This window comes from Pseudomonas sp. UBA6699 (assembly GCF_002454615.1).
In the GTDB taxonomy this organism is placed as follows: Bacteria; Pseudomonadota; Gammaproteobacteria; order Pseudomonadales; family Pseudomonadaceae; genus Aquipseudomonas; species Aquipseudomonas juntendi.
The window spans coordinates 15,433-37,460 of record NZ_DKJF01000098.1 but is presented as its reverse complement, the minus strand read 5'-3'; the positions used below and the strand labels follow the sequence as shown (position 1 = coordinate 37,460).

Genomic DNA, 22,028 nt, shown 5'->3' with positions numbered 1-22,028 from the left:
GTCTGTATGTATAACCAGTGCCTTGTTCCCGCTACCTGACCCAGCCCGTGATTGCCCACTCCGTCGACGACCCGTTCTATTACCTGCACAACTTCCGCCAGGTACTGCTGTGGGTCGAACAGCGCTACCAGGACCTGCTCGATGAACAGGAACTGGCGTTCATCCATGCCTTCGGCCAACTGAGCGCGCCAGCCCAGGCCTTGATGGTGCGCATGGTGATGCGCAAGGGCGAACTGTTTCGCAGCGACCGCCTCGTCTATGAGGAAATAGGCGACACCGAACTCGCCCTGCAGCCACTCAAGGCCCTGGGCTGGGTCCGCGAGCCCGAGCAACTGCACTTGGAGCAACTGTTCGCCTTGCTGCGCAAAGACGAACTGGCGTGCTGTTTCGCCGCCCAATTGAGCCGCCCGCGTGCTGCCAAGCATGACTTGCTGGCCCAGCTGCAGCCGCTGCAACTGGCCGCCCGGTCTCTGGCCGAGTGGTACCCGGGCAGTGAGTTGCGCATCTTGCAGTGGTGCCTGCAACCGCTCTGCGACCGCATGCGGCTGCTGTTCTTCGGCAACCTCTACCAGGACTGGTCAGAGTTCGTGCTTGCCGACCTGGGGCTGCTGCGCTACGAGCAGGTGCCCTTCAGCGCCGATTCGCGTGCCCTGCAGCAACGCGCCGATATCGACCTGGCCATGGTGCTGCATGAGTGTGCCGAGCGCCTGGAGCAGGGCGAACACCCTCAGTCGGTAATCACGGCAATACAGCACCTGCACTGCGACAACCCTTGGCTGGCCCGGCGCCGTGCGCGGTTGCAGTTCGCCCTGGGCCAGCAATGCGAGCGCCTGGGTGACTGGGACCAGGCCATGGCGGTTTATGCGCAGTGCAGCCATGCCCAGGCGCGTATTCGCCAGGTGCGGGTGCTGGAGCGCAGCGAACGTTGGCCGCAGGCCCATGCCCTGGCGTTGCAACTGGCAGCGGCACCGGCCAATGCACTGGAGGTCCAGGCGCTGGAACGTATGCTGCCGCGCCTGGCGCGCAAGCTCGGTGGCCCGCCACAGCGCCGCCAGCGCGTGGCGCCGCTGGCACTGATCGAACTGGAATTGCCCCGCGAGCACGCCGCGCTAGGCGTTGAAGAGGCCGTGCGCCAGCACCTGGCCGCCGAGGGCGGGCAAGCCCACTATGTGGAGAACACGCTGTTCAACAGCCTGTTTGGCCTGCTGTGCTGGGAGGCGATCTTCGCCCCTGTGCCTGGCGCGTTCTTCAACCCGTTCCAGGCCGCGCCGCAAGACCTGCACGACAGCGACTTCCAGCAGCGCCGCAGTGCCCTGTTCGAGCAATGCCTGGCGCGGCTCGACGATGGTAGCCACCACCAGGCGATCCTGGATTGCTATGCAGCCAAACACGGGCTGCAGTCACCGTTCGTGTTCTGGTCGATGCTCAGCGAGGCGCTGCTGCAGCAGGCCCTGGCCTGCCTGCCGGCTGCGCAGTTGAAGCACTGCTTCGTGCGCCTGCTGCAGGACATTCGCAGCAACCGTGCGGGCATGCCCGACCTTATCCAGTTCTGGCCCGAGCAGGGGCGTTATCGCATGGTCGAGGTCAAAGGCCCCGGTGACCGCCTGCAGGACAACCAGCTGCGCTGGCTGGCATTCTGCCAGGAGCACGGCCTGCCCGTCGCGGTCTGCCATGTGCGTTGGAGTGACGCCGCTTGAGCTACAGCGTGGCGGTGCGTGCCTTGTGCGAGTTCAGTGCCAAGGTCGGCGACCTCGACCTGCGCTTCACGCCGTCGCCCACCGCCCAGGAGGGCATCGAGGGCCACCAGCGGGTAGTGGCCCGGCGTGCGGCCGGCTACGAGTCGGAAATTACCCTGGAGGGCCAGTTTGAAGGCCTTCGGGTGCGGGGGCGTGCCGACGGGTACGACCCTGCCTGCAATCGGCTGGAAGAGATCAAGACTCACCGTGGCGACCTGGCCCGGCAACCGGCCAACCACCGCCAGCTGCACTGGGCGCAGGCCAAGGTGTACGGCTGGCTGATGTGCCAGGCCCGGCAACTGGCGAGCATCGAGGTGGCTTTGGTGTACCTGGACGTCGACAGCGATAGCCAGACCCTGTTCAGTGAGCACTGCACGGCCGCTGAGTTGCAGGCATTCTTCCAGGTCCAGTGCCAGCGCTTTCTGGGCTGGGCCCAGTTCCAGCAGCAGCGCCTTGCCGAACGTGACCACGGCCTTCAGGCGCTGCGCTTTCCCTACCCAGCGTTCCGCCAAGGCCAACGGCAACTGGCAGAAACCCTGTACAAGGCGGTGAGCACTGGCCGTTGCCTGATGGCCCAGGCCAGCACCGGCATCGGCAAAACCCTGGGTACCTTGTTTCCGTTGCTCAAAGCCATGGTGCCCCAGCAACTGGACAAACTGTTCTTCCTCACGGCCAAGACCCCGGGCCGTGCGCTGGCGCTGGATGCCATGCGGCAGATCACCACGGGCGATAATCAGCCCGGGCTACGCACCCTGGAACTGATCGCTCGCGACAAAGCCTGCGAGTACCCGGACAAAGCCTGCCATGGCGAGTCCTGCCCGCTGGCGGCCGGCTTCTACGACCGCTTGCCGGCCGCGCGCACGGCCGCTGCGGCCGTGCCGATGCTGGACCGTACCCAGCTGCGCGAAGTGGCCTTGGCGCATCAGGTGTGCCCGTACTACCTGGGCCAGGAGATGGCCCGCTGGGCCGACGTTCTGGTTGCCGATTACAACTATTACTTCGACGCCCACGCCTTGCTGTTCGGGCTGACACAGCTCAACCAGTGGCGGGTCGCGGTTCTGGTCGACGAGGCTCACAACCTGGTCGAGCGCGGGCGGGGCATGTACAGCGCCAGCCTCGATCAGGGGCAGTTGCTGGCGTTGCGCCAAAGCAAACCCCATGGGCTGGGCAGTGCGCTGGACCGCCTAAACCGCCAGTGGAACGCCCTGTACAAAGAGCAACGGGCACCGTACCAGGCCAGCGAAGCGCTGCCGCATGACCTTTTGCGCGCCCTGCAGCAGTGTATCGGGCTGATCCAGGAGCAGATGAACCAGGCGCCCACGCACATCGACCCGCAGGTGCTGCAGTTCTTCTACCAGGCCTTGCAGTTCAGCCGGGTAGCCGAACTGTTCGACGAGCATTTCCTGTTCGATATCAGCCAGCGCCAAGGGCCGCGCAAGCGCCGGCTGGCGACCTTGTGCCTGCGCAATGTCACCCCGGCACGGCTGCTGGCACCGCGCATGCGCGCGGCGCGCAGTGTCACCCTGTTCTCTGCCACGCTGAGCCCGCGGCAGTTCTACAGCGACCTGCTGGGCATGCCGGCCGATACGGCGTGGCTGGAAGTGGCAGCGCCGTTTCGTGCCGAACAACTGCAGGTGCGCATTGCCAGCCAGGTGTCTACCCGGTACCAGCAGCGCCAGGCTTCGCTGGCGCCGATCGTCGAGTTGATTGCCCGGCAGTATGAGCGCCAGCCGGGTAATTACCTGGCGTTCTTCAGCAGTTTCGAGTACCTGCAGCAGGTCGCCGGGCTGCTGGCCGAGCGCCACGCGCAGATCCCATTGTGGGCCCAGGCCCCGGGCATGGACGAGTCGGCCCGGCAGGCGTTCCTCGACCGCTTTGTCGCCGACGGCCAAGGCATCGGCTTTGCCGTGCTGGGTGGTGCGTTCGGTGAAGGGGTGGACTTGCCCGGCACCCGCCTGATCGGCGCCTTCGTCGCCACGCTCGGGCTGCCCCAGGTCAACCCGGTGAACGAGCAGTTCAAGCAGCGCCTGGGTCGGCAATTTGGCGCGGGTTTCGATTATGCCTATCTCTACCCCGGGGTGCGCAAAGTGATCCAGGCAGCGGGGAGGGTGATCCGGGGGGACCAGGACCGTGGCGTACTGGTATTGATCGATGAGCGTTTCGCCGAGCCGAGGGTGCAGCAGATGTTCCCGGGCTGGTGGCCGCAAGGTGAGCAGTGTACCTGACCGCTGCGTTCAGCACCTGGCACTGCGCAGGCAGGCCCAAGGTCGTTCAGGGGGCTCGATTGGGGTAAGATCACCTTCCATGCCTGATACAAAGTCCTTGTATATCAAGGTGATGGCACTGTCTTGGGCCAGAATGGCCCGACCGTTAGTTTGTCATGCAGACTCGCCGGCACGCCGTTTTGATCTGCTCCAGCGTCGGCCCGCTGTGCTGCCGGCCAACGCCCCGCTACAGGATTCACGTTTTGTCCGACCTCTCGAAAAATCCGCTGCTGCAGTACATGGCCCGCCTGGCCCCATCCAGCCAGCAAACCATGCGCTACATCCTTCAGGACGCCGCCGACCGCTTGGGGTTCGTCGACTGCAATATCGTCGACGTTCTCTGGCATCGGCTCGAGCCCGGCCATGTGATCGCCCTGGTGGCCGCCCTGCGGGCCGATGGTTACGCGCCGAACAGCTCTTCGCTGTACGTCAACGCCATCCGCGGGGTGATGAACGAGGCCTGGCGCCAGGGCCTGATCGACCACGAGCAGTTGCTACGCATCCGCGAGGTCAAGCCGGCAACCGGCACCCGCCTGCCGCCCGGGCGCAACCTGCGGCGTAGCCTGATTCGCGAACTGATGGACGTGTGCGCTGCCGACCCGCGGCCGCAAGGGGTGCGCGACGCGGCGATCATTGCCTTGCTGTATGGCACAGGCATGCGCAAGTCGGAATCGGTCGACATCGACCTTGCCCAGGTTGACTTCGCCGCGCGCAGCCTGCAAGTGGTGGGCAAGGGCAACCACCAGTTGATCAAGTACGCGCCGCCCTGGGCGTTCGAGAAGCTGCAGGCGTGGCTCGACCTGCGTCGCCAGGCCCTGCCGGCCGGTGCCGAAGATGACCCGTTCCTGTTCAACCGCATCCGCCGCGGCAACCACATCACCCGGGCGCGTATCACCAAGCATGCCATCTACTACATCGCCCGCCAGCGCGGCGCGCAGGTGGGGGTCAAGATCATGCCGCACGACTTCCGCCGCGCGTTCATCACCCGGGTGATCGAGGAGCACGACCTGTCGATTGCGCAAAAGCTGGCACACCATGCCAACATCCAGACCACGGCGATCTACGACCGGCGTGACGACAACGAACGCCGCCGTGCGGTAGACCGTTTCGACTACTGAGCGCCGACCAGCGTAGGCCTCGCCAGCACCGAAACAGGGCCTGGGCACGCCCCCGCTTTGTGCGGCCCCCGCGGCGGTGCCCGATGGCGGAGCGAGCGGTAAAAATAATTCATCTGCCTTCACCTGCGGAGTTGGCCCGCAACCTGCTATATCCAGCCTGCGAATTTGATCGAGTGGTCAGGCCGTGCGCACTAACCGGCGCCCGCCGCTGACCCTCTTACCGGCCAGCAGGCCACGAATTTTAGGGGCCGCAGGATGTCGCTCGCGGAGCAGATCGAACACCACCAAGACGATGCAGGCTGGAGCGCCCACCTGCAATTGCGCTTTGTCCAGCGTGCGGGCACGACCCGCCTTGGTGCATGGAAACATTTCGGACCTCTTTTGGTGCAGCGCCCGTTCTACCCGGAAGGTGCACCCTGCCATGTGTATGTTCTGCACCCGCCGGGTGGCATCGTTGCCGGCGATCGCCTGGAGCTCGACATTCAGCTGGAAGCTGGCAGCCACGCCCTGCTGACCATGCCCGGTGCCAGCAAGTTTTACCGCAGCATCGGCCCGACCGCACGGCTGACCCAGCGCTTCCACCTGGCCGCTGGCAGCACCCTGGAATGGTTGCCCCAGGACAGCATTTTCTTCTCCGGTGCCCGTGCCAGGCTCGCCAGCCACTTCATCCTTGAGCCCGGCGCCCGGTTGCTGGCCTGGGAAACGCTGTGCCTGGGCCGCCCGGTGATGCTCGAACGGTTCGACCAGGGTGCCCTCGACAGCCTGTTGCACATCACCCTGGCCGGCGAAACGGGCCTGCATGAGCGCCTGCGTATCGAAGGCGGCCAGCTGGGCAAGCTCGGTGGCCACCCACTGCTAGCCACCTTCTGTGCCGCGCCGGCCGATCAGGCATTGCTGGAGCAGGTAAGGCCCATGCTCGATGAGCTGGGCACCCCTGCCGGCGCGACGCTGCTCGGTTCGCTGCTGGTGATCCGCCTGCTCGACCATGACAACCAACATTTGCAACGCACCCTGCAACGCCTGTGGCATGTGCTGCGCCCGGCCGTTCTCGGCCTGCCTGCCTGCCCGCCACGTATCTGGGCCACCTGAGAGAGCGCCATGAAGCTGACCCCAAGAGAGAAAGACAAACTGCTGCTGTTCACTGCCGCCTTGTTGGCAGAACGGCGCCTGGCCCGTGGCCTGAAACTCAACTACCCGGAGGCCGTAGCGCTGATCAGCGCCGCCGTGCTGGAAGGGGCCCGTGATGGGCGCACCGTCGCTGAGCTGATGAGCATGGGCCGCGAGGTGTTGAGCCGTGACCAGGTCATGCCTGGCATCGCCGAGATGCTTCACGACGTACAGGTCGAAGCGACTTTTCCGGATGGCACCAAGTTGGTGACCGTGCATGACCCGATCGTCTGAACCTGCCGAGGAACGCCGCATGATCCCAGGTGAAATCCAGGTCGCCGCTGGCGACATCAAATTGAACAGTGGCCGCGCCACGGTCAGTGTCAGCGTAGCCAACCATGGCGACCGCCCGGTGCAGGTCGGCTCGCATTACCACTTCTACGAAGTCAACGAGGCGCTGGTGTTCGAGCGCGGGCCAACCCTGGGCTTTCGCCTGGATATCCCGGCCGGCACTGCCGTGCGCTTCGAGCCGGGCCAGGCCCGTACCGTGCAACTGGTGGCCTACGCTGGCAAGCGCGAAGTCTACGGCTTTCAGGGCAAGGTGATGGGCGCACTGGAGGGCAGGGCATGAGCCGAATTTCCCGCCAGGCCTATGCCGACATGTTCGGCCCTACCGTGGGTGACCGTGTGCGCTTGGCCGACACGGCATTGTGGGTCGAAGTAGAGAAGGACTACACCGTTTACGGCGAAGAAGTGAAGTTCGGCGGCGGCAAGGTCATCCGCGATGGCATGGGGCAGGGCCAGATGCTGGCCGCCGAGGCCATGGACCTGGTGTTGACCAACGCGTTGATCATCGACCACTGGGGTATCGTCAAGGCCGATATCGGCATCAAGCACGGGCGTATTGCCGTGATCGGCAAGGCCGGCAACCCCGACGTGCAACCAGGCGTCAACATACCCGTAGGGCCAGGCACCGAAGTGATCGCCGCCGAGGGCAAGATCGTCACTGCCGGGGGGGTCGACTCGCACATCCATTTCATCTGCCCGCAGCAGGTGGACGAGGCGCTCAACAGCGGTGTAACCACCTTCATCGGTGGCGGCACTGGCCCGGCTACCGGAACCAACGCCACCACCTGCACCCCGGGCCCGTGGTACCTGGCGCGCATGCTGCAGGCTGCCGACAGCCTGCCGATCAACATCGGTTTGCTGGGCAAGGGCAACGCCTCGCGCCCTGAAGCGTTGCGCGAGCAGATCGCTGCCGGGGCGGTCGGGCTCAAGCTGCACGAGGACTGGGGCTCGACACCGGCGGCCATCGACTGTTGCCTGGGCGTAGCCGAAGAAATGGATATCCAGGTGGCGATCCATACCGACACACTCAACGAATCCGGCTGTATCGAAGACACGCTGGCGGCGATCGGTGACCGCACCATCCACACCTTCCACACCGAAGGTGCCGGTGGCGGCCATGCCCCCGACATCATCCGTGCGGCCGGGCAGGCCAACGTGCTGCCGTCCTCGACCAACCCGACACTGCCGTACACCATCAACACGGTGGACGAGCACCTGGACATGCTCATGGTCTGCCACCACCTGGACCCAAGCATTGCCGAGGACGTGGCGTTTGCCGAGTCGCGCATCCGCCGTGAAACCATCGCTGCCGAAGACATCCTCCACGACATGGGCGCTTTCGCCATGACCTCGTCCGACTCCCAGGCCATGGGCCGGGTGGGCGAGGTGGTGCTGCGCACCTGGCAGGTGGCGCACCAGATGAAGCTGCGCCGTGGCCCACTGGCACCGGATACCCACTACAGCGACAACTTCCGGGTCAAGCGCTACATCGCCAAATACACCATCAACCCGGCGCTCACCCATGGCATCGGCCACGAGGTGGGCTCGGTCGAAGTGGGCAAGCTGGCAGACCTGGTGCTGTGGTCGCCGGCATTTTTCGCGGTCAAGCCCGCCTTGGTACTGAAGGGCGGCATGATCGTCACCGCGCCCATGGGCGATATCAACGGGTCCATCCCTACGCCCCAGCCGGTGCATTACCGCCCAATGTTCGGCGCGTTGGGCGCAGCCCGCCATGCCACGCGCATGACCTTCCTGCCCAAGGCCGCTATGGACCGTGGCCTGGTCGAGCAATTGAACCTGCGCAGCCTGATCGGCGTGGTGGACGGGTGCCGCCGGGTGCGCAAGCCGGACATGGTCCACAACACCCTGCAACCGCTGATCGAGGTCGACGCGCAAACCTACCAGGTGCGTGCCGATGGCGAGCTGCTGGTCTGCGAACCGGCCAGTGAACTGCCGCTGGCTCAGCGCTATTTCCTGTTCTGAAGGAGCACCGATGATTGTCTTGACCCAGCGGATTACCGAACCCGGCGCACGTGCTGTCACGGGTACCGTCACCCTCGATGTGGACAGCCGCATCAAGAGCCGCCTGCGGGTGACGCTGGACGATGGTCGCGAAGCCGGCCTGATGCTGGAGCGTGGCCACCTGCTGCGTGGCGGCGAGCTGTTGGCCGATGCCGAGGGCACCCAGCTGATCCGCGTGCTGGCAGCGCCCGAGGCGGTATCCACCGTGCGCTGTGCCGACCCGCACCTGCTGGCGCGCGCGGCCTACCACCTGGGCAACCGCCATGTCCCGCTGCAGATCGAGCCCGGCCTGTTGCGCTTCCAGCACGACCATGTGCTGGACGAGATGCTGCGTGGCCTGGGCCTGACTGTCGAGGCCGAGCAGGCCCCGTTCGAGCCCGAAGCGGGTGCCTACCAAAGTGCGCCACACAGCCACAGCCACGCTCACGGCCACGATCACGGCCACGATCACCCGTTCGTGCGCTTGCCTGCCCATTCCTGAACTGCCCTGGAGCAACCGATGAAAAAGACTTTCGCCCTGTTTCTGCTGATGCTGGCCGTGCCGGCTTTCGCCCACCCCGGGCATGACAGCAACCCCTTGCATGACGGCCTTCTGCACCCGCTGACCGGGCTCGACCACCTGCTGATGCTGCTGGGCACCGGCGTACTGGCGGCGCTGACCCGGCGTAACCTGACCTTGCCACTGGCGACCCTGGCCGCGATGTTCGGCGGGGCGGTATGTGGGCATCTGTTCGGGGACGTGCTGGGCATGGAAACGCTGATCGCTGTGTCGCTGCTGGTGGCCGCAGGTGCCGTGCTGCTGCCTGGCCGGCAACAACTGCTGGCCTTGGCGATGCCGGTGTTCGCGCTGTTCCATGGCTGGGCGCATGGCGTCGAGGCCACGCCAAGCGCGTTCTGGCAGTTCAGCGCCGGCTTTGTCACGGTCAGCGGGCTGTTGCTGGCCGCCGGCTTTGCGGTCGGTTGCCTGCTGCGCCGCCATGCTGGCCTGCAAAAAGCTTTCGGCGGTGGCCTGCTGGCCGGCGCCGCGCTGGTACTGGCCGGCTGATGAACAGCGATCTGGCGTTGCTGCGCCTGCTGCAACTGGCCAGCCCAGGCCTGCCGGTAGGTGGCTTCACCTATTCACAGGGCCTGGAGTGGGCCGTGGAGGCGGGCTGGGTAAGGGATGTGCACGGGTTCACTGCGTGGCAGCGTGAGCAGTTGCACGACACCCTGGCCGGCCTGGACTGGCCGGTGCTCGCCCGCTTGTACCAGGCCTGCCAGGCCGAGGACGCGCAAGCCTTTGCTCATTGGAGCCGCTTTTTGCTGGCCAACCGTGAAACCGCCGAGTTGCGCCTGGAAGAACAGCAGCGCGGGGCGGCCTTGGCACGGCTACTCGACGGCTGGCAGCTGGGCCAGGCGCCGGCGTGGCGTACCAGCCTCGAGCTGACCCAGTTGGGCGGCATGGCCTGGTTGGCTGTGCACTGGGCCATCCCCTTGCGCCAACTGGCCCTGGGGCATGGCTTTGCCTGGCTGGAGGGCGCGGTCATGGCCGGCGTCAAGTTGGTGCCGTTCGGCCAGCAGGCGGCCCAGACCCTGCTGCGTGACCTGGCCACCGATTTGCCCGCAGCCATCGACCAGGCCCTGACCCTGGGTGACGACCAGCTCGGGGGTGGCCAGCCGTTGCTGGCCATTGCCTCATCGCGTCACGAAACCCAATACACCCGTTTGTTCCGTTCCTGAGGACTGCCTGCATGCATAGCTATCAACAACCCCTGCGCGTCGGTGTCGGCGGCCCGGTCGGCTCCGGCAAGACCGCACTGCTCGAAGCCCTGTGCAAAGCCATGCGCGATCACTACCAGATTGCCGTGGTCACCAACGACATCTACACCAAGGAAGACCAGCGCATCCTCACCGAAGCCGGCGCGCTGGAGCCGGAGCGCATCGTCGGGGTGGAAACCGGCGGCTGCCCGCACACGGCGATTCGCGAAGACGCCTCCATGAACCTGGCGGCGGTCGAGGCGCTGGCGCGCAAGTTCGGCAACCTCGAAGTCATTTTCGTGGAAAGCGGCGGTGACAACCTCAGCGCCACATTCAGCCCGGAGCTGGCCGACCTGACCATCTACGTGATCGACGTAGCCGAGGGCGAGAAGATTCCGCGCAAGGGTGGCCCGGGCATCACCAAGTCCGACTTCCTGGTGATCAACAAGACCGACCTGGCACCGTATGTGGGGGCTTCGCTGGAGGTGATGGAGCGCGATACCCAGCGCATGCGCCCACAGCGCCCATGGACCTTCAGCAACCTGAAGAAAGGTGAGGGGCTGCAGGCAGTGATCGATTTCATTGTCGAACGCGGAATGCTGGGTGTGCGCGGTTAAACCGCCGCGCACACCGGCGTAGGCGGTGCCACGCACCGCAGAGCTGTCGCCTGTTCAGCCAGAATGGGCGATAGGCTCGTCACCCAGTTCCTCGGCTGCCTCTTCATCGCCAGGCAGCGCGGTTATCACGCTGAAGTCGCTGACTTCCACCTGGCCGCCGCCATAACCCAGCAAGTGGAAGGAAAACGCCTTGCGATCGGTCGGGTTGTCGAAGCGGAAGTCCATCTCCAGTGGCTGATCGGTGGTGACTTGCACCTCGGCAGGCAGGCCCAGCGGTACGTCCTGTTCCAGTTGCTTGGCCTTGAGCTGGATATAGGCCACGTGCCTTGGGTCCAGCGAGCGGACCTTGATGCGTACCCGGGTACGCGAGCCCCCTGGCATTTCCAGGTATTGGGCACCGATCAGGTTGTCGGCCCAATCATCCTGAATGTGCTTGCGCAGCCTGATCGGCGCAGGGCCGCCAAACTGGTAGCGCAGGTTCAGCGGCGTCTGCAGCAGCGACTGGTCGAGCACGCCGGCCAGGGCACCGATCTGCTGCCCGAGCAGGTTATCGCCGCTGCCAAGGTAGCGGGCCTGCCCGGCGATGAAGCCCTCACTGGCGTAACGCCGGCACCGTTGTTGAAAATCGCACTCGGTAAACACCCCTTGGCCGTTGTGGTAGCGCAGCATGCCGTTGGTGTAGGCGATCATTTCGCGGCCGGTGTCGTAGTCGCGGTACAGCGAGCGACCGCCCAGGGCCATGGGGATCGGCAGCGAGAAGTAGTCGAGCAGTGAAGCGGCAAGGTCGATGTGGCCATAAGTCCCTTGCTTGAGCCGTGGCAATTGGGCCTGCTCCGGGGCCAGGGTCAGGTTGAAGCCCCAGGAGGACGCCAGGCGCACGCCGTCGATGCCATGCGACTCGTCGGAGGTCAGCACCACCAGCGTGTCCTTGAGTACCCCCTGGCGTTCGAGGCTGTCGAGGAACGCCGCAACCGCGTCTTCCAGGTAGGCCACTGCCGCCTGTTTCGGCGTGTCGAACCGTTCGAGGTACTCCGCCGGCGCGGAATAGGGCTGGTGGGTACCGACGGTCAGCAACGTGAGCATCCAGGGTTTGTCCTGCTGCTGCAAATGGCCCACGTAGCTCAATGCGCCCTCGAAGAACGCGCGGTCGTCCTTGCCCCAGGGGAAGTCCAGGTAGTTCTTGTTGGCAAACCACTCCAAGCCATGTACAGCCTCGAAACCGACATGCGGCATGATGCGGTCCTTGGCCATGAAGCGCAGGCCCGCACCTTGGAGGTAATGGGTGGTGAACCCGGCCTGGCGCAACTGCGCCGGCAGGCAGGCCTGGTTACGTTCGTTCTGGGTCAGCAGCTCAACCCCCTTGGGGGTGCCGTTGGCCAGCTTGTCATAGTCGCCACACAGCATGGCGTACAGCCCACGAATGGTCTGGTGGGTGTGCAGTACGTAGTCCGGGGTATTCATGCCGCGCTCGGCCCACCTGCTGAGCTTGGGCATGAGCTCTTCGTCGAAGGGGCTGTTCAACGCCTGACGGTTGGGCCGCAGGTAAGCGCCGGGGATGCCTTCGAGGGTGATCACCAGCAAATTGCGCGCACGGCCCGGGCCGTCCAGCAGGCGTTGCCCGTGCAGGTCGGATTGCGTCAGGCCGGTGCTGGGCAGGGGGGTGAAGGGCATGGAAGTGCCCAGCCACTCATCGGCCTGGCGCTGTACCTGGCCCACCCCGGCAGACAGCAACTGATGGCCCAGGTTGTATTGCCGCCATTGGTCGGCATCGGAAGGGGCCAGTTGCTGGCTGCCCCAGTGGGCGCCGAACAGCACGACCGGGATGGCCCAGGCCTTGCGCGGCAGCGCCAGGCCGCGCTGCGCACGGCCGCGCCAGGCGAGAACCAGCCACGCCAGCAGGCCGCCGCCCATCAGCCAGGGCAGCCAGGCATGGGCCAGGCCGCCGCCGGTGGAGTTTTCCATGAACTGCGGGTCGGCCAGGTAGGCCAGGTCGGCGCTGGTGGGCAAGCGGCCCACCGCGCTGACCAGTTCGGCCGAGGCGACCCACAGGGCCGCCCAGGCCAGCAACATCGGCAGTGCCAGCCACCACGGGCGGCGCTGCAGCAGTAACAGCAGCAGGCTGCCAAGGGCGAGGTCTGACAGGTAGCCCAGCGGGTTGGACCAACCCAGCATGGCGCGCGCACCCAGTGGGATCACCAACAGCAGGCCTGCCAGAGCGGCAAGCCGGGCCTGTGGGTGGTCGGACAGGTTCTTCACAAAAACTTCCCTTTTGCCATTGAATCGTCATGAAACTGTGCTGAATGATAACAGGCGGGCGGGAAGGCGGGCGCTACAAGGGTGGTTACCAAAAGCCGGGCCCGTAGTCGCGGGCCCGGCTGATGGCATAGGTCAGAAGTAGTAGGGGAATTTCAGGCTGAAGGAAAAGTCCGGGGCGTCGTCGGTCAGGCCAATGGACAAGTTGGGCACGATGGTGAGGTTGTTGCTGGCGGCGAAGGTCAGGCCGATGTTGAAGTTGGCGGCGTTGTAGTCACTGTTGGAAATCGACTGCCAGTCACCGCCATCCGGTTTGATCTTGCTCTTGCGGGCAAACTGGTCCGACACCGAGAACGACATGCTCATCTTCTCGTTGAGCGCGAACGCGATGCCCCCGCCGATTTGCCAGGAGTCGCCAAGCTTGACGTCGCCCGGCACCTTGCTGTTGACCTGCGGGCTGATGTCGCTGAACGAGTCCTGCATGTTGTAGGTGTAGGACAGGCTGCCGAACAGCACGGCCGGGTCAAAGGTCTTGACCAGCGAGATGCCTGGGGTGATCGACCACACGCCGTTGCCCGTCGGCAGGCTGTCCGGTACCGCCAGGTTGTTGTTGCCGTCCACCTCGCGCAGCTTGATGCCATAGGGGTCCTTGCCGGTCGGCGCCTTGACCCGCAGGGTGGCCACGGCATCCGGCCAGGTTTCGTCTTCGTCGAGGAACTTGTAGGCCACGCCAACGTTGATATCGCCGATTTCCGGGTCACGCGTGACGGTGGCATCGGAGGTGGCCGCGCCCGAGCCGCCGGCACCGCCGGACGAGTAGGTGGATTCGCGGTACACCACCGGCACGTTGATGTCGAACTGCCAACGTTGCGCCAGGTTGTAGCGCGCGGTCATGTCCAAGGTCCAGTTGTCGGCCTTGATGCGGTCGAGGTTGATGCTGCCCAGGAAAATCGAGTCCAGCGCCAGGAACCCGTTGAGGGTCAGTGCACGGGTGTCGTAGTGGGTATAGGTCAGGCCGGTCTCGAAGCTGAACTTGCCGCCACCGAAGAAGCCGCTGGCCTCGTCATACAGGTTGGACACGCTCTGCGCCGGCTCCGAGTCGGCAGCCAGGGCCTGGCCATAGGAACTGCCGGTGGTGCCAGGGGCGCCGGACGCTACCGTCTGGCCACCCTTCACGCCTTCGGCAGGCGACTTGACCAGGCGTTTGGGTGGGGCCGCCGCCGGGGCTTCTTCAACCTGCCGCACGCGTTGTTCCAGCACCATCAACGCTTGCTGCTGGGCCTCATACCGGCGCTTGAGTTCGGTCAGTTCCTGCTTCAGTGCCTCGACCTGCGGGTCGGCAGCGGCATACAGCAATGTGGCCGGAGCCAGGGTAGTCAGACAAACAAAAGCCTTGAGCGTAAAAGATCGGTGCATGGAGTTGCCGTCCCTTCCAACTACTTTTGATGAGACTGAGCGTAGATCAGTATCCGAAAGTGCGAAGGCCTTTAAGCTGATCAAGGCTGCCATTGAGCGAAGCCGCTGTCGGCATGCTCTCGCGCATGACCACGTTGAGGGAGGTGACATTGCTGACCAGGTTGCCGTTGCCCAGCAGCGTGGTGTTCTGCATCAGGCCGCCCTGGGCCAGGCGTTGCATGCTGCTGCCCTGGTTGTTGCTGGCGTTGATGTTCAGCTGCACGCCCACGCCGCTGGCCGATACGCTCAGCGAACCGGCGCCGTTTTCTGCGTTCAGCGTCTGGCCTGCGGCCAGCGCCTGGCCCTGCTGTTGCACCACCGGTGCCTGGTTGGCCTTGGTGACGTTGATGTCGACGTTGTTGTATGCGCCGTTGTTATCACCGGCGGCGCGCACTACCTGGGTGACGCCCTCGCTGGTGGCCAGCCCGGCACCGCCGGTCACGCTGCCGGTCCCGGACGCAGCGGCCGCCCCAGCCGCGCTGCCGGTGCCTTTTTCATTGATCGTCGACACGTAGAATTGTGGCTTGATTGTCGACGCTTGCACCTGCAGGCTGCTGCTGGCGCCAATCACGTCGCCTTTGGCATTTTGCCAGGTGCTGCTCATGACGATGCCGAAGCTCACGATGCGCCCCGGCATCACGTAACGACCACGCAAAGTTGCCAGTTCCTGGTCCTTCAGTTCGATGGGTTTGAACGTTTCTGCATGAACCGGCAGGCTGGCAGCCAGGCAGGCCAATGCCAGCAGGAAGGGGTTGTTCATGGCGGGCTCCCGGGAGCGTCATGCTCCTTATCATTGGACGTATCGTTAGAAGAAGTCGCTTTTGATGAAGCCAAAGTCCAGCAGCTCTGCGTCCTGCACCGGGGTGAAGTTGTTCACTCGACCCTTGGCGGTCAGCGGCAGAGGCGGGTCGAGCAAGACATTGTTCTTGTCATAACCCTGGCCGATCACGGCGAAGATGATGCCGTTCCAGCCCTTGAGGAAGTCGTCTACCTTGTAGCGCCTGTGGCCCAGCACTGGGTCACCGACATACACCCAGCCCTTGTCGACTTTCTGCATGACCACGAAGTGCTTGTAGCCACGCACATCCATCAACACCACCACCGGAATGCGCACGCTGTGCAGGGTATCGGGCGCTACACGGTAGCCGCGGGCACGCATGCCCAGGCTTTCCACGTAGCGCTTCATGTCGAGCATCGAAAAGCCCTGGGTGCGCACCAGGTCCTGGTCGGCGTGGGCCAGCATGCCTTCGATGATCTGGTGTTCGTCCACATCCAGCCAGTAGGCCTGGCGCAGGATGGTCGCCAGGGCAGCAGCACCGCAGCTGAAGTCGGTTTTCTGTTGCACCAGGTCGGCGAACTTGCGCTCGCGCACGCTTTGCAGGGGTTTGAACACCACGGCGCCGCCCGGCAATACCGCCAGCGGCATTTGTGCAGCTTCGCTCACGCTGGCCAGGCACAGTAAAAACGCCAAGGCGATAATGCGCATGATCGGATGCCTTCTTGTTCTGTTGAAGAAAGGCCCCCCGAAGGGGGCCTTGATTGCAGCGTTAGAACGAGGTGTTGGAGATGGCCAGCGAGTTGCTCTGCTGGTTGCCTACACCGGCGGCCACGTTCACGCCCAGGTTGCCGCTGCCACCGTTGACCGAACCGCTAAGGGTTGCAGTGTTGGTAACAGGGTTGGCCCAGCCGGTCGGGGTCAGCACTTGGAAGGACACGGTATTGCTCAAGTCGTAAGCACTGCTTTCGCTGTAGCTCTTGGCGACGTCGTTGGAGGACTGATGCGATTGCTCGCCAGACTTGGAGAAGTCAGAGGCGGAAGCATTTTCGTACGAGGACTCATGAGACTTGGTGTACGAAGAATCGCGCGACTTGTCGTAGGAGGACTGGTGCGACTTGTCGTAGTTCGAGTCGAATGCCTTCTCGAAGGACGAGTCATAGGCACTTTCGTGCGACTTGTCGATCGAGGCGTTCAGCGAGGCGTTCAGCGAACCATCGAAGCTGCTGGTGCGCGAGCGTTCGCGGCGGCCGTCGTCGGTGGTGACCGTGCGGGTCGCGTCGGCTGCTGCAGCCAGGCTGGCGTTCAGGCTGGCACTGCTGGACGAGCTGTTGGAACCGCTGGCCGAACCGCTCATGCCCCAGCTGTTGGAACCGCTGGCGCTGGCACTGTTGGAGCCACTGGCATTGGCGCTGCTCGAACCACTGGAGTTCCAGCCGCTGGAGCCGCTGTTGCTGGCGCTTTGCGAGCCGGCCACGCTGAAGCTCGACGACGCGCTGCGGTCGTCGCTCGAGTTGAAGGTGCCATCACGCGAGCTCGAGCCGCTGGCCGAAGTGGTGAAGGTCAGCGTGTCTACCCGGTAGGTGCGGTCGGCGCTGTTGTTCACCGTCAGGCCTGGGCCGGACTGGTTGGCGGAGGCGGTCGCCGTGGCGTTGCCCAATGGAGCGCCGGTGTTGGCGATGGCCATGGTGTTTTTCTGCTGGTTGAGGTCGCCACCGGCCACGTTGATGCCGATGTTGCCTTCAGCCCCGCTGGCCGAGCCGCTCATCAGCGCCGACGATTGCGTCGAGTAGTTGTCTACCCGGTTGCTGCGGCTGGTTTGCACCACGTCGGCCGTGGCGTTGGCCATGCCGAACACGAAGCTGTTGTCCAGGCTCGATTCGGAGCCGGCGTTGGCGATGGCTGCAGCGTTGTCCTGCTGGTTGCCATTACCGGCCGCGACGTTGATGCCGACGTTGCCGCTGGAGCCGGTGCCCGAGTCGCTCATCTCGGCTTCGTTGATGGTGCCTTGGTTGGTGATGCGGTTGTTGGTACTGGTTTGAGTGTCCCAGGCATTGGCGGTTGCATACACCGGGATCTTGGTGGCAGGAGGCGTGTGCTGGCCATTGTTGTTGCCATTATGGTAGTCACCGCGCCGGTCGTTTTGCCCAGCTTGTACAGCAACAGCCATGACCGCAGCAATTGCGAAAACCAGAGGCTTGATTGCCATCGAGGGTTTCATGGTGATTCTCCGTACTCTAGTAGGTTAAGTGTCGTTCTTAACTGAAAGGGTCAGTCCGCGACCCGGATGCTCAAGGTGTTGGCCATGCGGTTTCCCACCCCGGCACTCTGGTTCAACTGGATCACCCCACGGCTACCGGTGAAGGCCTGGTCACTGGTGGTGACCTGGCGATAGCCGGCTGGGATATCCGTTGCTCCGGAGTTGTTGAGCAGCGTCACGTTCTGTTGCATGAGGACGCTGTCGTCGATGCTTTGCGGTTGTGCGCCAATGCTGATGCGCATGGCATTGGCTTGCTGGGTGTTGGCGCCTGCGCTCTGGTTCACCCCCAGGGCGCCGCTGGCATTACTGAAAGCGTTGCCCTGAATGGTCGCGCGGGCGTCCATCCTCGGGTCGGCGGGGGTGTTGAGCTGTTGGCGGATCTGGGTACTGGCGTTGGCCTCGGGGCCAACGGCGATGGCGCGGGCATTGGCCTGCTGCTGCTGGTCCCCGGCGGCCTGGTTGACGCTGAGGTTGCCTTGGTAGCGGCTGCCGGAACTGTCGATGTCAGCGTTGTTGATGACCGGAACGGGGGACTGGGCGAAGGCGGGCGCACTGCACACCGCAGCCAGCATCAGCAGCATGTACTTCATCTCACTTGCCCCCGCCGGTCAGGATTTGCAGCGGCGCCAGGCCACGTTGCACGCTGGAGTTGACCATGTTGGCGATGCCGTTACCGGAACCACCGGTACCGCGGCCGCCGGCCAGGTTGGGCAACTGGTTCTGGTTGCCGAGGTTGCCGCCCAGGTTGTTGGTCTGCTGGGTGATCATGTTGCTGATGCCAGCGCCGCTGCTGATGGCGGCGAAGTCGCCGTCGCTCAGCTCGTTGGTCTGCTTGAGCACATAGGCAGAGGGGTTGGCGTTGACCGTGGTCGGATTGGGATCGGGCCGCAGGGGGGGCACGGTTGCGTTGCGCACCTGCACGTCACGGGTGATGGTGATGATCCCCTTGTCGGCCTGCGCCGTCAGGCTCAGTGACCCCAGTACGCAGCCCACCAGCATGGCGTGATAAAGGTGGTTGGCTGGTTTCCTCACGACGGCACTTCCTTCTTTGAACACTGGGCCTGATCAGCGATGCGAAGGACAGAGCAGAAGGTGTGCCGCTTTTTGAATTGGTATGAAAATCAGGCGCTTGGCGATGACAGCTGGGACGTAGGTGGGGTGTGGTGTTTCAGCCGTGAAACAGTTGCACACCGGCATGGCCGGGCGGGCCTGCTGTGGCGTCGCTTGAAGGGAGATTTCGCAGCGGTGTTTCACCCGCTTGACACTCACCCTGCTAGTGGGAGCAGCCGCCTGGTTTCGGGGGTTGTACCGCAGGGGGCTGTGTCAGTGGCTTAACACTCGGCACGGCAGGCTGGCTTATCGCTATCAAGGAGCCTAGCCACCGCTTCCAGGGCCAACAACTGGCGCTGTGGCCAACTCCCTTCAATTATCTGGTGGGGCTGGCCATGCTGCTGCAACCAGGCCCGGCTGTCTTCGAAAAAGCGTTGCCGATCGCGCACGTCCGGCTGGCTGCGCTGGCCGTCGGCGACCCATTCCACGCCTTGTGGGCTTAGCAAAAGGTGCAGGTCGTAATGCCGGGCGAGCAGGGCCTGTTCCAGCCAGGCTGGGCAGTCGCCGAACAGGGCATGGCTCCAGAGCATGTTGCTGAGCAGGTGGGTGTCGAGGATCAGCAAGGGGGGCGCCTGCTCGCGGGCCTGGTCTTCCCATGCCAGTTGGCCACGGGCAATGCTGGGGATATCGGCGTAGCAGGTATCGCGGCGCTCCTGCTCGATGAAGTGACGCACGTATTCGGCCACCACCAAACCGCCAAAATGCGCCTGGATCACCCCGCTGAGCCAGCTTTTGCCGCTGGACTCGGGGCCGCACAGCACCAGTACTTTCGTCGCCTGCACCGTGCTCATGGCTGCACCAATGCCGGGTCTCGCCGCCATTCCAGCCAGCCGCGTACGGCTATGAGGGTCAAAACGGCGAACAAGCCTGCCGTGAAATACAGCTGCTGGTGCAGGTACAGGCCGACATACAGGGTGTCGACCACCACCCAGAGGGCCCAGCATTGCAGGCGCTTCTGCGCCATCCACAGTTGTGCCACCAGGCTGAAGCCGGTCAGGGTTGCGTCCAGCCACGGCATGGCGGCGTCGGTCCAGTGGGCCATGGCCGCGCCCAGGGCGGCACTCAGCAGCACCCCGACGGCCAGGCCGGCAAATAGCGCCGGGCCTTGCAAGCGCGAGACCTGGCGGGCGTCTTCAGCGCGGTCGGGGCGTTGCCATTGCCACCAGCCGTACAGTTGCAGGAGGGCGTAGGCCAGTTGCAGCAACATGCCCGAATACAGCTTCACCTCATAGAACAGCCAGCCATAGATCAGCACCATGACCAGGCCGATCGGCCAGCACCAGGCGTTCTGCTTGACCGTGAGCCAGACAGCGATGACGCCGAGGACGGCGGCGATGAGTTCAAGGCCGGACATCGGCGATCCTTGGAGGCTGCGGGGAAGGGGCGCGATTGTAGCTGTTCGGCGGGCGAAGGTGTAGCCGCGCCCGCCGGCAGCCCGTACTACACGCGGAACTGGCGCAGTAACTGCTCCAGTTCTTCGCTCAACTGGCCCAAGGCCACCCCCGCAACGCTGGACTGGCGCGCCGCATCGGCGGTTTGCTGGGACAGCCCGGCAGTGTCCTGTACGTTGCGGTTGATCTCTTCGACCACATGCGCCTGCTGCAGGGTGGCACTGGCAATGGACGCATTCAAGGCGGTGAGGTTGTTCAGCGCCTGGTTGATGGCGTCCAGGCTGGCGCCGGCCTCGCGGGCCTGTTCGACGGTCTGGCGCGAGGCCTCGCTGCTGGTGTCGATTGCCCGCACAGCGGCGTCCGACTGGCTTTGCAGGTGCTCGATCATGGTATGGATCTCGGCCGTGGACTGCGCGGTGCGCTGTGCCAGCAGGCGCACCTCGTCGGCGACCACGGCAAAGCCGCGGCCTTGCTCCCCGGCCCGGGCCGCCTCGATGGCGGCGTTCAGCGCCAGCAGGTTGGTTTGCTCGGCAATCGAACGGATCACGTCGAGCACGCCGCCGATGCGCGTGCTGTGCGCGGCCAGGTCGCGGATCACTTGCACAGCCTGGTCGATGGTCAGGGACAGCCGGTCGATCTGCGCCAGGCTGCCGTGGATGGCTTGCTGGCCCTGCGTGACCTGCAGTTGGGCGCTGTGCATTTCCCCGGCAGCCTGCTCGGCCGTCTTGGCCACGTCCTGCACGGCGTAGGTCACTTCGTTCACGGCGGTAGCCACCTGGTCCATCTGCAACGACTGCTGGGCACTGCGCTGCTCGGCGGCCCCGGCATTGTCACCCACGTGCCCGGCCGACTGGGCCAGCGCATGGGCGGCCCCTTGCAATTGGCCGACCACGCCCTGCAGCTTGCCATTGAAGCGGTTGAAGTGTTCACCAAGGCGGGTGATTTCGTCGCGACCATGGGTGTCCAGGCGCCGGGTCAGGTCACTTTCACCACTGGCGATGTTGCCCATGGCCTGCACCGCTTCCTGAAGGGGGCGGGCAATGCTGCGGGCGATCAGCATCACCACCAGCGCCATCAGCAGGGCAATGCCCAGGCCAACCAGCGAGGCATCGCGCAACTGGCGGGCGAATTCGGCCTGCACGTCATCGACGTACACGCCCGACCCGATGATCCAGCCCCATGGCTTGAACAGTTGTATGTAGGAGGTCTTGGCCACCGGCTCGCTCGCCCCGGGCTTGGGCCAGCGGTAGTTGACCGGGCCCGCGTCGTGCTGGCGCGCCAGGGCGACCATCTCATTGAACACGGCAAAGCCGTCGGGGTCGCGGATGGCTGACAGGTCCTGGCCGTCGAGCTTGGGGTTGGTCGGATGCATGATCATCTTCGGCCCCAGGTCGTTGATCCAGAAATAATCGTCGTGGTCGTAGCGCAGCCCCCGGACAACTTGCAGCGCTTGCTGCTGGGCGGCTTCACGGCTTAGCGTGCCGGCTGCCTCCAGCCCTTGGTAATAGGCCAGTACCCCTGCAGCGGTTTCCACCACATGGCGGGTCTTTTCGGCCTTGGCCTGGTACAGGTCGCCGTGGATCTGGCGCAGCATCAGCAGCCCCAGCACCACCAGCATGGCCACCGCCACCACCAGGATCAGCCACAGGCGTTGGCTGATCGACATTGATCTCAAAGTGTTCATCCAGCCGCTCCCCCATTGTTCTTTTTATTCAGCTGCATCCAAGCACGGTTTGCAGCCATGCCCCACTCGACTAATGGCTAAGTGCTATCTTTGTCACAGTCTGCAGAAGGTTGCGTAACGGATTTGCAAAGGTGCTCTGACAGGATTTCGG

General features: G+C 64.5%; 21 protein-coding genes. 11 read left to right on the top strand and 10 right to left on the bottom strand.

Going from position 1 to position 22,028, the window contains the following annotated elements; all coding sequences use genetic code 11:
• The first annotated feature begins 47 nt into the window (after nt 1-47).
• The 11 genes from B3361_RS18600 to ureG all read left to right on the top strand — a co-directional run bounded on the left by B3361_RS18600 (nt 48) and on the right by ureG (nt 10,949).
• Nucleotides 48-1,697, top strand: coding sequence for a VRR-NUC domain-containing protein (locus tag B3361_RS18600; RefSeq protein ID WP_054912295.1), 1,650 nt, complete (start codon nt 48-50; stop codon nt 1,695-1,697).
• A complete protein-coding gene (locus tag B3361_RS18595; RefSeq protein WP_286920311.1) occupies nt 1,694-3,961 on the top strand; it encodes an ATP-dependent DNA helicase in 2,268 nt (755 codons plus the stop codon). Before B3361_RS18600 ends, B3361_RS18595 begins: the two co-directional genes overlap by 4 nt.
• A gap of 242 nt (nt 3,962-4,203) precedes the next feature.
• On the top strand, nt 4,204-5,118 hold the full coding sequence (locus tag B3361_RS18590; RefSeq protein ID WP_054904367.1) for a site-specific integrase: 915 nt from the start codon (nt 4,204-4,206) through the stop codon (nt 5,116-5,118).
• 255 nt (nt 5,119-5,373) lie between these two features.
• Nucleotides 5,374-6,207, top strand: a complete 834-nt coding sequence (locus B3361_RS18585) for an urease accessory protein UreD (protein WP_054904368.1) — start codon at nt 5,374-5,376, stop codon at nt 6,205-6,207.
• 9 nt (nt 6,208-6,216) lie between these two features.
• Nucleotides 6,217-6,519 carry an urease subunit gamma gene (locus B3361_RS18580; protein WP_054904369.1) on the top strand — a complete coding sequence of 101 codons (303 nt, stop codon included), beginning with the start codon at nt 6,217-6,219 and terminating at the stop codon, nt 6,517-6,519.
• 19 nt (nt 6,520-6,538) lie between these two features.
• The gene (locus B3361_RS18575; protein ID WP_286920316.1) at nt 6,539-6,856 is read left to right on the top strand and encodes an urease subunit beta; all 318 of its coding nucleotides are present in this window, start codon (nt 6,539-6,541) and stop codon (nt 6,854-6,856) included.
• Nucleotides 6,853-8,556, top strand: a complete 1,704-nt coding sequence (gene ureC, locus B3361_RS18570; RefSeq protein WP_009685461.1) for an urease subunit alpha — start codon at nt 6,853-6,855, stop codon at nt 8,554-8,556. Before B3361_RS18575 ends, ureC begins: the two co-directional genes overlap by 4 nt.
• A 10-nt stretch (nt 8,557-8,566) precedes the next feature.
• Entirely contained in the window at nt 8,567-9,076 is a 510-nt protein-coding gene (gene ureE / locus B3361_RS18565; protein WP_054904370.1) for an urease accessory protein UreE, read from the top strand.
• A gap of 18 nt (nt 9,077-9,094) precedes the next feature.
• Nucleotides 9,095-9,640, top strand: coding sequence for a HupE/UreJ family protein (locus tag B3361_RS18560; protein ID WP_009685459.1), 546 nt, complete (start codon nt 9,095-9,097; stop codon nt 9,638-9,640).
• Nucleotides 9,640-10,314 (top strand): urease accessory protein UreF, encoded by a 675-nt coding sequence (locus tag B3361_RS18555; RefSeq protein WP_286920310.1) that lies wholly within the window; start codon nt 9,640-9,642, stop codon nt 10,312-10,314. The genes B3361_RS18560 and B3361_RS18555 overlap by 1 nt, the downstream gene beginning before the upstream one ends.
• An 11-nt stretch (nt 10,315-10,325) precedes the next feature.
• Nucleotides 10,326-10,949: an urease accessory protein UreG gene (gene ureG / locus B3361_RS18550; protein WP_009685457.1), complete on the top strand. Its 624-nt coding sequence runs from the start codon at nt 10,326-10,328 to the stop codon at nt 10,947-10,949.
• A 54-nt stretch (nt 10,950-11,003) separates the two neighbouring features.
• Here ureG and B3361_RS18545 read toward each other — a convergent pair whose 3' ends face one another.
• The 10 genes from B3361_RS18545 to mcpP all read right to left on the bottom strand — a co-directional run bounded on the left by B3361_RS18545 (nt 11,004) and on the right by mcpP (nt 21,877).
• Nucleotides 11,004-13,205, bottom strand: coding sequence for an LTA synthase family protein (locus B3361_RS18545; RefSeq protein ID WP_286920309.1), 2,202 nt, complete (start codon nt 13,203-13,205; stop codon nt 11,004-11,006).
• A 132-nt stretch (nt 13,206-13,337) separates the two neighbouring features.
• Entirely contained in the window at nt 13,338-14,618 is a 1,281-nt protein-coding gene (locus B3361_RS18540; protein WP_029884820.1) for a hypothetical protein, read from the bottom strand.
• A 46-nt stretch (nt 14,619-14,664) separates the two neighbouring features.
• On the bottom strand, nt 14,665-15,417 hold the full coding sequence (locus tag B3361_RS18535) for a hypothetical protein (RefSeq protein WP_054904373.1): 753 nt from the start codon (nt 15,415-15,417) through the stop codon (nt 14,665-14,667).
• A gap of 45 nt (nt 15,418-15,462) precedes the next feature.
• On the bottom strand, nt 15,463-16,143 hold the full coding sequence (locus B3361_RS18530) for a C39 family peptidase (RefSeq protein ID WP_009685453.1): 681 nt from the start codon (nt 16,141-16,143) through the stop codon (nt 15,463-15,465).
• 61 nt (nt 16,144-16,204) lie between these two features.
• On the bottom strand, nt 16,205-17,653 hold the full coding sequence (locus B3361_RS18525) for a hypothetical protein (RefSeq protein WP_054904374.1): 1,449 nt from the start codon (nt 17,651-17,653) through the stop codon (nt 16,205-16,207).
• Nucleotides 17,654-17,703: 50 nt separating this feature from the next.
• Nucleotides 17,704-18,282 (bottom strand): hypothetical protein, encoded by a 579-nt coding sequence (locus B3361_RS18520; RefSeq protein ID WP_054904375.1) that lies wholly within the window; start codon nt 18,280-18,282, stop codon nt 17,704-17,706.
• Nucleotide 18,283: 1 nt separating this feature from the next.
• The gene (locus B3361_RS18515; protein ID WP_154211189.1) at nt 18,284-18,691 is read right to left on the bottom strand and encodes a hypothetical protein; all 408 of its coding nucleotides are present in this window, start codon (nt 18,689-18,691) and stop codon (nt 18,284-18,286) included.
• Between the two features lie 332 nt (nt 18,692-19,023).
• A complete protein-coding gene (locus B3361_RS18510; protein ID WP_054904377.1) occupies nt 19,024-19,593 on the bottom strand; it encodes an AAA family ATPase in 570 nt (189 codons plus the stop codon).
• Nucleotides 19,590-20,156 carry a nicotinamide riboside transporter PnuC gene (pnuC, locus tag B3361_RS18505; protein ID WP_029884823.1) on the bottom strand — a complete coding sequence of 189 codons (567 nt, stop codon included), beginning with the start codon at nt 20,154-20,156 and terminating at the stop codon, nt 19,590-19,592. Before pnuC ends, B3361_RS18510 begins: the two co-directional genes overlap by 4 nt.
• Before the next feature lie 86 nt (nt 20,157-20,242).
• Complete coding sequence (mcpP, locus tag B3361_RS18500) at nt 20,243-21,877, bottom strand: methyl-accepting chemotaxis protein McpP (protein ID WP_054904378.1); 1,635 nt, start codon at nt 21,875-21,877, stop codon at nt 20,243-20,245.
• Nucleotides 21,878-22,028: the final 151 nt, after the last annotated feature.